11 protein-coding genes are annotated in these 13,498 nt (G+C 33.5%); 10 read left to right on the forward strand and 1 reads right to left on the reverse strand.

All coding sequences use genetic code 11. The annotated features are described in order from the left end of the window. Positions 1–1,815, reverse strand: coding sequence for a phage late control D family protein (locus NK213_RS14010; protein WP_253350213.1), 1,815 nt, complete (start codon positions 1,813–1,815; stop codon positions 1–3). Between the two features lie 410 nt (positions 1,816–2,225). Here NK213_RS14010 and NK213_RS14015 point away from each other — a divergent pair, with 410 nt between their 5' ends. From NK213_RS14015 to NK213_RS14060, 10 genes are all read left to right on the forward strand, one after another. After that, positions 2,226–4,847: a calcium-translocating P-type ATPase, PMCA-type gene (locus NK213_RS14015; protein ID WP_253350215.1), complete on the forward strand. Its 2,622-nt coding sequence runs from the start codon at positions 2,226–2,228 to the stop codon at positions 4,845–4,847. A 23-nt stretch (positions 4,848–4,870) separates the two neighbouring features. Next, a complete protein-coding gene (locus NK213_RS14020) occupies positions 4,871–6,001 on the forward strand; it encodes an HpcH/HpaI aldolase/citrate lyase family protein (RefSeq protein ID WP_253350218.1) in 1,131 nt (376 codons plus the stop codon). After that, entirely contained in the window at positions 5,970–7,262 is a 1,293-nt protein-coding gene (locus tag NK213_RS14025; protein ID WP_253350220.1) for a phosphoribosyltransferase domain-containing protein, read from the forward strand. Before NK213_RS14020 ends, NK213_RS14025 begins: the two co-directional genes overlap by 32 nt. A 2-nt stretch (positions 7,263–7,264) precedes the next feature. Further along, entirely contained in the window at positions 7,265–8,392 is a 1,128-nt protein-coding gene (locus NK213_RS20675; protein ID WP_253350222.1) for a cysteine protease StiP domain-containing protein, read from the forward strand. Positions 8,393–8,443: 51 nt separating this feature from the next. Continuing rightward, positions 8,444–9,043, forward strand: a complete 600-nt coding sequence (locus NK213_RS14035; RefSeq protein WP_253350224.1) for a TerD family protein — start codon at positions 8,444–8,446, stop codon at positions 9,041–9,043. 18 nt (positions 9,044–9,061) lie between these two features. After that, on the forward strand, positions 9,062–9,634 hold the full coding sequence (locus NK213_RS14040) for a TerD family protein (protein WP_253350226.1): 573 nt from the start codon (positions 9,062–9,064) through the stop codon (positions 9,632–9,634). 14 nt (positions 9,635–9,648) lie between these two features. After that, positions 9,649–10,230: a TerD family protein gene (locus tag NK213_RS14045; protein WP_371926432.1), complete on the forward strand. Its 582-nt coding sequence runs from the start codon at positions 9,649–9,651 to the stop codon at positions 10,228–10,230. A gap of 30 nt (positions 10,231–10,260) precedes the next feature. Continuing rightward, positions 10,261–11,835, forward strand: coding sequence for a YceG family protein (locus NK213_RS14050; protein WP_253350235.1), 1,575 nt, complete (start codon positions 10,261–10,263; stop codon positions 11,833–11,835). A 46-nt stretch (positions 11,836–11,881) separates the two neighbouring features. Continuing rightward, on the forward strand, positions 11,882–13,033 hold the full coding sequence (locus NK213_RS14055) for a toxic anion resistance protein (RefSeq protein WP_253350237.1): 1,152 nt from the start codon (positions 11,882–11,884) through the stop codon (positions 13,031–13,033). A 103-nt stretch (positions 13,034–13,136) separates the two neighbouring features. Further along, positions 13,137–13,463, forward strand: a complete 327-nt coding sequence (locus NK213_RS14060; RefSeq protein ID WP_253350239.1) for a hypothetical protein — start codon at positions 13,137–13,139, stop codon at positions 13,461–13,463. Positions 13,464–13,498: the final 35 nt, after the last annotated feature.

Consider the following 13,498-nt stretch of genomic DNA (forward strand, 5'->3'; position numbering starts at 1 on the left):
TTAATTTACGTCTACATCCCCGCCGACTACTTCTGCTTTTGACACTCCTGTTATTGTGACATTTGATGATGTAGCATTTAAGTTCCCAGAAGAATTCAATTGTATATCCGAATTATCTATATTTACTCTGCTTGACTTACTTGATAAATTTACAGAACTCCCTCCTGCTACCTCTACATGCCCACCTGTAGCTGTCGCGTTCACACTATTAGCCGCTGTGAGCCCTATATGATCTGTTACATCAACCGAAAAAACCTCACTTGATAATGTGAAATTAAACATCGGCTGTCCACTCCCGCTTGGACTACTGCTAAAGGTTCTGTTATCCCTGTTATTAAATCTGTCATTTCCTGAGCTGTTCACTGCTCCTTGAAGTACATACGCATGACTTTCATTTCTCGAATTAAATGTAAGCATTACACGATCCCCAGCATCCGGAGTACAAAAGAATCCTGAATTCCCCTGACTAAAAGCTGTCATATACGGAAAATTGAATCCACCCTTATATTCATCTTCATAACCCTCACTTTTATCACTATCAGCTGCCTTCATTAAGCCTACACTTAAATCTACCTTCATCTTTGCTATACCACCTTCCGATACCACTTCCATCACCGTTGCCTCAATAGACTTTCCTTCCAGTGTACTATGTGAAACAGGATAAAATTCATGACTTTCCTGTATCAATTCATAATCTGTAATTACCTGATCTCCATCCATTCTTATATATGCTTTCGACACTATTCGGATATCTTTGCCCTCTTCCCCGTTATATCCCTGATTGGGAACGGATATAATCATTCTCTGTCCCGCATTCAACGGCTGTGTTGATTTCTTTACATTAAACATTATATTTACACCATCACGGGACTTTCCATATATACTATTTCTTAATTCAGCCTCTTCTTCCATAAGATTTATTTTATTTCCCATTATTATAGAATTCAAATGTGAAAATAATGGTATATTCAAATCTCCTGTTATCCTGTTCAAAAACTCCCAGTCTGTCTCATTATATTGAATATACGGCTTCTTTAATCTCCCGCTTAATTCACTACCAGCAAACAATTCTATTTCCGGATAGTTCTCCATTATTGCAGTAACTATATCTTTATAAGTTATTCCCATACTCTGAAATGACTTAAATTTCTTTATTTTGTCCATCTCATAAGTACATGAGAGCGATTTTATTATCACCACAGACCTCTCCCCTGTACTTTCCTCTATTTCTATCTTTTCAATATTAAGCCCGTGAAATACTCTCTTAAACTTCATTTCACTTTCAGCCAGATCTACCTCAAGAAGATTATCAAAAGAGAATACATATGAATAATATTTACTTACTTCTTCTGTTTTTATTGTAAATTTCATAAATAAATCATCATGCTTACCAACTTCTTTTGTTATATTCATTTCTACATCTTTGATATCCATGAGTTCCTCATTTATCCACAGCCTTATGTTTTTCCCCCTGTAAAGAACCGGCGCTTTTATCTGTTCCGTACTCTCAACAATACCACTTCCATTCATAGTATTACTACCAACTGTGCCTACAGGTGACTTCATCATATTCCTGAAAGCCTCTGTCATTGTAGTTCCAGCTAAGCCGCCAAGAAGCACTTCTCCAACACCTGTTTTCCCACTTTCTCCAAGAGACGTTTCCAAGACACTACCTGTCTCATTACTTTCAATTTCAGTGTTTCCTTTACCAGAAATTCTCCCTTCCAGTGAATTTCCACTCTCTTCTCCCTGAGCTATTTCTTTTTTCTCAATATCAGTTCCTATGTTCAAATCTAATACTTTTTTCTCTCTCATTAATTCACCCTCCAGAATAAAATTTTTCATATAAATAAAAAATTATCACTTAACTATTACAAATTTCTATAAATTTACAATTCATTACTGATAATTTTTCTTTTACAATATATTAAATAAAAATATTACTTTGCAAGCATACCATACTTTATATTAACTTAAAACTTATTTTTAATTTAACATATCCATGTGAACTATATGTGAAATTTCAAATTATAAAGTATTATAATTCAAGGTATAAGAAAATTTCACACACGTTATTTTCTGTTTTCATTTTTAAACATTTTTATTTTAAGTGGCATTTCATCCAGTTTTTTCATGCTTTCAACAAGAATTTCCATGTTGCTAATTCAGGAAAATTATAGTATAATTAGTGATTATATTTAATAAACAAAAAGGAGTATGGGCAAATGGACTTGAATTTTAACGGACTTAACGAAGAAGAGGTTATCAAAAGCCGTGAACTAAACGGCACGAATGAAATTATCGAACAGAAATCAGAAACTTTTTTACAAAAATTTCTAGGCAGTTTTAATGATCCTATGATCAAAATACTAAGTGTATGTTGTATTTTGTTACTGGTTCTTTCATTTTTCGGCATAATAAAATGGATTGAACCTGTGAGTATCGCAATGGCAATACTTGTAGCAACTATAGTATCTACACTTAACGAGTATTCTTCCGGGAAAAAATTTAGATCACTTCAGGAAGAAGCAAGCAAAATTTTAGTAAAAGTATACAGAAACAATAATGTTAAAGAAATCCTTATAGATGAGGTGGTAGTAGGCGACTATGTTGTTCTTCATTCAGGAGACAAAGTTCCTGCTGACGGTATTGTAGTTAACGGTCATTTTAAAGTAGACAACTCTGTCTTGAACGGCGAATCTGATGAGAACTCAAAAGAACCAACTTCAGGTGAAATTTCTTTTGATGACAAAATAGACTTTACAAACCCGCACAAAACATACAGAGGTGCTGTTGTCTGCCACGGTGAAGGTGTAATCAGAATTGAGAAAGTCGGTATGAATACAGTTAACGGTGTTATGATGCAGAATATGAACATCGAAGATACTCAGTCTCCGCTTCAGGCAAAACTTACTGATCTTGCGGAAAAGATTTCCAAATTCGGATATATCGGAGCTGTTATCATAGGTATTCTTAATTTTTTCTATGTATCATGCCTGATTAATGATCCTTCTGTGTTTTTTGCCAGTGGTAATTACCTTGAAATCGCAAAAACAGTACTTGATTCATTAATCTATGCAATAATAATCGTAGTTATGGCTGTACCTGAAGGTCTTCCGCTTATGATAGCAATTGTATTATCGCAAAATATGCAGAAAATGCTCAAGGATAATGTCCTTGTCAGAAAACTTGTCGGTATTGAAACAGCCGGTTCACTGAATATTCTTTTTTCAGATAAAACTGGTACTATCACAAAAGGACGTCTTGAAGTAATCCTTTTCCAAAACGGAAACTTCGATTCATATAAGGATTATAAAAGTATTCCTGATTCTATGAGAAAACTTGTGAATACTGCTATTTCCAAAAATACTTCTTCAATTATTTCAGATAACGGTGATGTAATCGGAGGAAACAGTACTGAAAGATCCATTTTAGGATTCATAGACAAAAATGAAATTGATGATAACATAGAAGTAAAAACAAAACAGATTTTTAACAGCACGAATAAATACTCTGCTTCAGAGCTTGACAGCAATCTGAACCTTACTTTTTATAAAGGAGCTCCTGAAAGATTACTTGATAAATGTACTTCATTTTATGACAATGACGGTAATAAACACGAATTTACAAACAAAGCAGAATTAGTAAAAATTATTGACGATCTTGCAGAAAAATCAATCAGGGTACTTGCACTTACAGTAAGCGAAAAGCAGCTTGTGGAAGATGTCATCCCTGAAGACATGATTTTCCTCGGGATACTTGGTATAAGAGATGATATAAGACCGGAAGCAGTTAAGGCTATTGAAGAGGTTATGACAGCAGGAATACAGGTTATTATGATTACAGGAGACAGAAAAGAAACAGCTGTGGCTATAGCCAAAGACAGCAAACTTCTTACTTCTGACGATCAGGTTGTTCTTACTTCCGACGAACTTCAGGCTATGTCAGATGAAGAAATCAAAAAAGTTCTTCCTAAGATAAGGGTTATCGCAAGAGCTCTTCCTATGGACAAATTCCGTCTTGTGGGACTGGCTCAGGAACTTGGTCTTGTAGCAGGAATGACAGGAGACGGTGTTAACGATGCACCGGCCCTTAAGAAATCTGATATAGGATTCGCAATGGGAAGCGGGACAGAAATAGCAAAAGAAGTCGGAGATATCATAATTCTTGATGATAATTTCCAGTCTATTGAAAAAGCAGTATTATACGGAAGAACTATTTACAATAATATTAAAAAATTCCTGAGATTCCAGCTTAATATTAATATTTCAGCAGTTTTGATTTCAGTAGTTGCACCGTTTATAGGGGTTCAGAATCCTCTTACTATACTGCAGATTCTGTGGATCAATATGATTATGGACACACTTGCAGCACTTGCACTCGGCGGGGAACCAGCATTAGCAGAATATATGAAAGAACGTCCGAAAAACAGAAATGAAAAAATAGTATCTAACGGTATGGGTACAGCAATCCTGTGGACAGGTATCTGGACTACAATTATCAGTTTAGTGTTCCTGAAACTTAATATTTTCAGAAATCTTTTTAACGACGATCTGCACCATCTTACAGCTTACTTCTGTTTATTTGTCTTCAGCGGACTGTTTAACGGACTTAACGTAAGAAGTGAAAAACTAAATGTTTTTGCAAATCTAAAACTAAACCCGAACTTTATCAAAGTATTCGCTCTGATATTTGTTATTCAGATTGTTCTGGTTTATATAGGCGGGGAAGTATTCAGAACTGTTCCTCTTTCAGTTTCTGAATGGCTTGTTATTTTTGGGTTATCAGTTCTTATAATTCCGGTAGATATGCTGAGAAAGCTTATTTTCTCCGGGAAAAATAAATAATCTAAAATAATAGAGGAGATAGAATGATATATTTTAACAATGCAGCAGATAAAGAAAAACTGTTTTACAAACTCCCTAAAGAGTTTAACAGATTTTCAGGAAAAGACATCCTGGAATATTCACTGGGGGCTACACTCTACATGCCTTCTACAAAAAATATTGCAGAAAAAATAATAAATAAGTCATTAACGTCTCTTACATCCTTGGTTATGTGCTTCGAAGATTCCATAGACGAAAGTGAACTGGAAAATGCCGAGCACAATGTTCTTGACACAATTAAATTAATTAAAAAAGCTGTTATAGAAAACACGCTTACTAACTCAGACGTACCCTTAATTTTTTTAAGGGTACGTAATATAAAACAATTTATTGATTTTACAAAAAATCTGGATATATCTGATTATGAAATAATTACGGGATTTATCTTCCCTAAGTTTGACGATACCAATGCAGAACTTTATTTGAAACACTTGTCTTCCATTAATGAGGGACTAAACGGATTCTGTATATATGGTATGCCTATATTTGAAACAGAAAGAATTTTATTTGCCGAAACCAGAAAGGAAGCTTTGAATAGCATTAAAACAGTTATGCTTCCCTACAAAAAATATATACTTAATATACGTGTCGGCGGAACTGATTTTTCTTCAAAATTTTCACTCAGACGTCCGGATTTTCTTACATTATATGATATAAAAACTGTAAGTGCCTGTCTTGGCGATGTTCTGAACTTTTTCACGCGTTACGACAATGAATATACTGTTTCTGCACCAGTTTACGAATACTATATAAAAGTCGGCAAAAACAGCAGTTCCGATAACGGAAAATCTTCATTTTTCACTGATGAAACTGAAACTATACATAATACAATGATAAAAGAGATCCTTTTGGACAGACATAACGGCTTTTTTGGGAAAACTGTCATTCATCCTGAGCAGATCAGATATTTTCTTGCTTTTCAGCCTGTTACAAAGGAAGAATATGACGATGCCCTTCTGCTTAACAGCTCTGGCAAAACAGGAATTTTGAAAAGTAATGGAGAAAACAAAATGAACGAAGTCAGCCCTCATAAAAACTGGGCTAAAAAAATAATAAAACGTGCAGAAATTTTCGGGGTAATATATGACAGGAACAGTTATGAAAAATTATTATAATATACTTGATAAACTAAAAATAGATCTGACTATAAAAGAAAACCCCTACTCTGTTAATCCTGACAGTCTTTTCAGAGTCGGAGCAAGGATAAATCCTAAAAGAAGTTTTCTTTTTATCAGTAAAATCATTGGAAAGCATCTGAGAATAAATCCCGATACTATGCTTGCAGCCGGGAAACTGCTGGGACTTATCTATCTCAAGGAAATATGCCGAAAAGAAGAATACAATGATATTTTACATGATTATGTGACATATCTGAATAATTCCGGTACTTATAAACATGTTGCGAACATTAATCTGGAAAAGAAAACTCTCTTTATAGGATTCGCAGAGACTGCTACAGGCATTGCCAATTCTGTTTTTTCATTATTTGGAGAAAATGCTTTTTTTATCTGTACCACAAGGCAATACTTGGATAATTGTGATAACAGAATAGAATTCCTTGAAGAACATTCTCATGCTGCTGATCAAATATGCCATCTTTCCAAAGAGGAACTGGATGTGTTTGATAACATTGTACTCATTGATGACGAATTGACTACAGGAAATACTAATTTAAATATAATTTCCAGACTAAATGAAATATCCCCCGGAAAAACATATACGCTTATTTCCATTTTAGACTGGAGAAACGAAGAAAATCTAAAAAAATACAAAGTTTTTTCTGAGGATAACTCTCTGGAAATAGACTCTGTTTCCCTTATAAAAGGTGCTATTGACATCAAAAAAGATTTTGTATTTTCAGAAGATGAAATAGTTAATATTCCTGCATCTGAAGAGGAAAAAACTATTTATACAGAAATTATAGAAGCAAAAATTAACAGCGAAATTTTGAATCCCAGAAGAATTGTTGGTCACAGTTATATTTCAAAAGCTGATAAAGAAGCGGAATCTGCTGCCAAAATCATAAAAGGCTCTTTTAACACTAATAATTCTGTAGTTATAGGTTCAGGAGAATTCATATATTTTCCTGCACTTATATGCAAATATCTTTCCAAATCATCTGATACCGGAATCAAATACCAGTCTTTTTCAAGAAGTCCGGTATTAAGGGCTTCAAATGAAAATTATCCTGTTAATTTTAAAATTTCCTTCATTATAAATAGCATTGTCTACTATCTTTATAATATTGATGATTCAATAAAAAATGCCCTTATTATATTTGAAGGAAAAATATCAAAAACAGATATTGAAAGTATAAAGAAAGCTTTTTCAAAAACAAAAACAGAAAAACTTACACTTTTATTTCTGTTATCTTAGGAGTGGTAATTATAGAAAATGATATATTTAATAATATAAAAACAGCAGCAGAAAATATAAATATAAGCGAAATTTCAGGAAGTTACGATATAAGCGACTGTACTTTTTTGTTAAAAGATCTTAGCGAAAAAATAAAAGTTATTTCTATTGATGAAAAAGAAAAAATCATAAACAGCGGAATAAACTACTCTGAAGTTCTCTCAAAGGAAGAAATTCCCGATGATGAATATATCCGGCTCTTTATGGACAGTACAGAGGAATCTAAATACGAAATTGCCGCTTATACTGCTCTTTTAGCTAAAAAAATTATTTCACACAGAGGGAAAAATATTATTCTGGTTTCCCTTGCAAGAGCGGGTTCTCCCATAGGGGCTTTATTAAAAAGATATTTTAAGGAAGAATATAATCTTGATATTCCCCACTACAGTATTTCTATTATAAGAGGCAAAGGGATAGATGAAAATGCCCTTCTCCATATTATTAACAAACATAATAATGAAAACCTCCAGTTTATAGACGGCTGGATTGGAAAAGGGGCAATTTTTAAAGAATTGAAAGAAGCTGTGGAAATTTTTAATCAAAAATATAATACTGAATTAAATTCTGAACTTGCTGTTATTGCAGACCCCACAGGATTAACGTCTCTTTCTGCTACTCAGGAAGATATCTTTATTCCCAGCAGCTGCCTTAACTCCACTGTAAGCGGTCTTATCAGCAGAACTCTACATAATCAAAGTTTTATTGCACCTGGTGACTTTCACGGAGTCAAGATTTATAACGAATTTTCCGAGTATGATTTATCAAATTTCTTTATAAATAAAATTAGTAATTGCTTTAAAAAGATAAATTCATTAAAATTATCTCTAAAATCTGATATAATAAAAAAAGAAAACATTAATGAACAGATTTTGAAAATACAAAAAGAATTCAGCATAAAAGAATGGAACAAAATAAAGCCGGGAATAGGCGAAACTACGAGAGTGCTTCTCCGCAGAAATGCCCTTCTGGTACTTGTCAAAAATTTTGACAACAAAAATATACGTCATATTTTATATCTCGCAGAGAAAAAAAACATAAAAATAGTTGAGTATAAAGATATGAATTATGAATGTGCAGGTATTATAACCTGATTTTACAGCTGGCAATAATATAACATATATATTTTTTAAGGAGGAAAAGTTATGGCAATAAATTTGCAAAAAGGACAAAAAGTTGATCTGACTAAAGGAAACGAAGGATTAACTGATCTTTTAGTAGGACTGGGATGGGATGCTGCAAAGCCATCAGGAGGCGGACTTTTCAGCGCATTTAAATCTGCACCTTCCATAGACTGCGATGCTTCGGTTCTGATGCTTGAAGCAGGAGATAAGCTGGTTACTGAAAAGGATGTAGTTTATTTCGGGAATCTTGCACATAAAAGCGGTTCTATTAAACATATGGGTGATAACCTTACTGGTGACGGTGACGGCGATGATGAGCAGATATTTATTGATTTATCAAAAGTTCCTGCAAATATTGAGAAAATAGTTTTCGTTGTTAATATTTACAAGGCTTCTGATAGAAAGCAACATTTCGGAATGATAAAAAATGCATTTATAAGAATTTTGGACAATAAAAAGAAAACAGAACTTTTACGTTTTAACTTATCTGATAATTATACTGATAAAACTGCTCTTTTCACAGGGGAAGTTTACAGATATAACGGAGAATGGAAATTTACCGCAGTTGGTGAAGGAACTGCAGATAAAGGCTTGAAAGAAATTATTCAAAGATATTTATAATATATTTTAGGAGGGAAAATGGCGATTAATCTTACAAAGGGTCAAAAAATTGATCTTACTAAAACAAATTCAGGATTAAATAAAATAATGGCTGGTCTGGGATGGGATACTAATAAGTACAGCGGAAACAGTTCATTTGATCTTGATGTTTCTGTCTTTTTGCTTGATGCAAATGACAAGGCTACATCTGAAAGAGACCTTGTTTTTTATAACAACAAAAAGGATGCTTACGGAGCTGTGGAACATCTTGGTGATAATCTTACCGGTGAAGGTGAGGGAGATGACGAACAGGTTCTTATTACCCTTGATAAAATACCTGACCAGATAAGTAAAGTAGTATTCACTGTTACTATACACGAAGCTGATGAAAGAAGACAAAATTTCGGACAGGTTTCCAATTCTTTTATCAGAATAGTCGATACTGAAACAAATACTGAGCTTTTAAGATTTGATTTAGGAGAAGAGTTCAGCATTGAGACTTCTATTGTAATAGGAGAATTATACAGATATAACGGGGAATGGAAATTTAATGCCGTAGGCGGAGGATTCCACGGCGGACTTGCTGCACTTTGCGGTAACTACGGATTATAATAATAGGAGGAGTAATTATGGCAGTTTCATTAACAAAAGGACAAAAAGTAGACTTAACTAAGGGAAATCCCGGTCTGGAAAAAGTCATTGTAGGCCTTGGATGGGATACTAACAGATACGACGGAAGTGCTGATTTTGACCTTGATGCATCTGCATTTTTATTAAATGCAAACGGAAAAGTCTTAAGAGATGAAGATTTCATTTTTTACAATAATCTGGAATCAGAAACAAAAGCAGTTATTCATACAGGGGACAACAGAACAGGCGAGGGTGAAGGCGATGACGAGTCTATTCTTATTGATTTCTCAAAAGTCCCTGTCAATATTGAAAGAATAGCTATTGCTGTTACTATACATGATGCAGCTGAAAGACATCAGAATTTTGGTCAGGTTTCTAATGCATTTATCAGAATAGTAAATGAAAGCAATAATGAGGAGATTCTGAGATACGATCTTGCTGAAGATTTCAGTATAGAAACTGTTTTAGTTATTGCAGAACTCTACAAACATAACGGGGAATGGAAATTCAATGCTGTAGGAAGCGGATTTCAGGGAGGACTTGCGGCTCTGTGCAAGAACTTCGGAGTTAATGTATAATACCAATGAAAAACGAAAGAGGTGGATAGCTTGAAACGGGTTCATCTTTCTAATTTAATAGAATCAAATGATATTTTTCAAGACATTTTTACAAAACAGTCTGACAGGACAGCAAAGACTGATAATTACTATGTTTATTTTGCCAGTATAATAGGAATTCATAACTTACAGGACTACTGTGATTTTTTGGCAAACATAAAAGATAAGGCAGTAAAATATAAATCGCAGTATCTGCTGTTTAACGAAAAAATTCCGTTTGCTGCAGATCCTGACAGAGTAAACCGTATACTGGCTTTAATCAATGCAGTTAATCTTGAGAATCTTCAGAATAGTTTTTTGAATATTGTTAATGACGAAGAACTAAATGCAAGACTGAAAAATGGACTCGCTGTAATATATGAACTTGCCAGAAAGAATAATCTTCTGAAAACACCAAGTATTGAGAAAAATTTTGTGGTAAAAATGATCATCTGGGCTCAGGATAATCTAAAGGATATTACCTGGAAGCTTAATGACAACCCAAAAGTCTTTTATTTCGGAAAAATAAAGGAACATGAGGCGCTGTTTCTCTTTCTTCTGCTTGCTGTGGGTTTTGATGTTCTTTATATAAATCCTGCGGAAGATCCTTTTGAAAAGTATACTTTCAAAATTCCTATACAAAAATTTGTTTATGGTATACAAAATTCCAATAATAACTCTACGTTTGAATTTTTTTCCGATCAGGGAAAGGTGGTAAATAAGATTACTTCTGCTACTAAGATAGCCAGTGAAGAACTGAAAGAAAACTTTTTCACACCTGAATCAGGGATTTTCAGACCGTTTCAGTTTGTAAACGGAAATACACAGTCTCTCTTGATTAACGGTACTCTTGAAGATTTGGAAGTATATTTTCATCAGCCGGCAAAAGTGAGACCGGGATTTCATATACAGAATGAAGATACTGTAGTTATACCTAATTTTTTCTTTAAAGTAAACGGCGTAAATCTTGACCGTATAAAATATTTTACTTTAATTAATAATCTCAGAAAGAATAAAAATACCCTCTTTGCCGGTACAGTGAATATTGTTCCTACTCCTATTGATAAATCTAGAGTATTTTCGCTTGATTTTTCCATAGACAGAAATAACAAGCTTATAAAAGAGGAATTAAGACTAAATCCGTTATACAGAATAAAAAATATCAGATTTGAATTAGAAGAGTTTATACTGTCTAAAATAGAAGAAACTATTAATACTGCTATTTTCAGAATTAATCTGGAAAAAAAGGAAGTTCTTCATTTTATTGCTTCTGTGATTTCTATGGATTCCAAGGTACTTTACGCACTGGAAAGTTTTGATTTTACGCAAAATATACCAAAAATCGTGATTTACACAAGCCACCTTGAAGATATGAATATAGAATCCGCATATTTGTTTGCATTTTTGAACAGAGTGGGATTTGATATAGTTATCTTTAATACAGCCGGCGGCGGGAGCATAGAAAATTACATTGACAGCCACTTCTTTAATACTATATTTTTAGAAGAATTCGTAAGAGACCTCCCCCTAAAAACAGAGGCGGAACTGAGAGGTCCTTCTATTATCAAGAAAATATTTAATATTTAAAAATAATAAAACAGTTTTTGTGCTGTTTTCAACGAAGGAGATAAATATGATTGATTTTAAAAAGAAATTTGAGCTATCTTTGCCTGATGAAAATGTACAGGAGGAAAGACCTGCTCCTGTAATGCCCGCAGAGATTGCCGAATATTCAAACGCTTACAAGCTGGAACTAAGAGATGATCCTGACGTTCAGGCCCTTACTTCTGAGGTAGTAATTGACGATCTGAACAGTATCTTGTTTTTTGGTGATTCAGCTTCTAAAGGGATTTCCAATGTTTCTGACAGCCTGCTTCACCAGATGAGAGGGGTAAAAGTCGAGGAAAGCAGCGAGCTTATTGTTAAGCTTACTAAAGTAATGGATAAGTTTGACCCGAAAGAATTTGAGAAGTTTAGTGTATATAAAGAACAAGGGCTTGTTAATAAGCTTTTCGGCAAGGCAAAAGATGTTATAGAGAAATTATTTTCCAAGTATGAAGATCTTGGTGCCGAAGTGGATAAAATTTATGTTGTTTTGAAAAGATATGAAGCTGAAACAAAACAAAGCAATATGAATCTTGAGCAGATGGCTAAAGCCAATGTGGAAACGTATGAAATGCTTGAGAAATATATAGTTGCCGGTGAATTGGCTAAGGAAGAAGTGGATAAATACATTTCCGAATATGAGATAAAAGCTCAGAATCCTGAGGATCAAAAGGCTATGATGATTTATCAGTCGCTTCTTCAGGGAAGAGATATGCTTGATCAGAGAATATATGACCTTAGAATGTCAGAAAATGTGGCGATGCAGACTATACCTATGATACAGATGATACAGCTTGGTAACTACAATCTTATAAGAAAGATTAATTCGGCTTTTCTTATTACACTGCCTATTTTCAAACAGTGTCTTGCACAGGCTATCATGCTGAAAAGACAGGAGTTACAGGCAAAATCAATGCAGGTTCTGGATGATAAGACTAATGAGCTGCTTGTAAGAAATGCTAATTCTGTAGCTAGAAACACTACTACTCTGGCAAAAATGGCCGGGACAAGTTCTATAAAGATAGAGACTATCGAGGAAACTTGGAGAACTATTACTAATGGTATTAATGAAACTAAGAAGATACAGGAAGCTAATAAAAACGACAGAGAGAAAAATACTCTTAAGCTTGAGGAATTTAAGAAACAGATTAAGAGCAGTGAGTACTCGCCTAAGAAATAAAAATGCCGCCGGGATGGGCGGTTTTTTTAATTAAAATTTTTATTTGATTATAATTTTATAAAATGTTAAAATATATAAAATTAAATTATACAAGGGGTGAAATATGAGTGATATAGCAAAAGTATTTAAAAATGATGTTAACTGTGATATTTATATTGGAAAAGGAGCAGGTACACAAATAAATAAAGATTTCACTGCAACAAAAAATGAACTTAAAATAGTTTCTCCGTATTATTATGACTCTTTTACAGATCTAATTCTCGAAAAATTAAAAAACTCTATTAAAGTAACTTTAGTTGTTAATGATGATAAAAGATTAAGACCATTTTTGAGAAAAATTATTAAACAAAATGACAATATTGATAAAAGTGCAAAAACACGTTTTGATGAGGGAGTGTGCAAGAAAGTCTGTAAATTAAATCTGATATAATAAAAGATTTGTTTTTCATATATTGATTTATCTAT

This window comes from Sebaldella sp. S0638 (assembly GCF_024158605.1).
Taxonomy (GTDB): Bacteria; Fusobacteriota; Fusobacteriia; order Fusobacteriales; family Leptotrichiaceae; genus Sebaldella.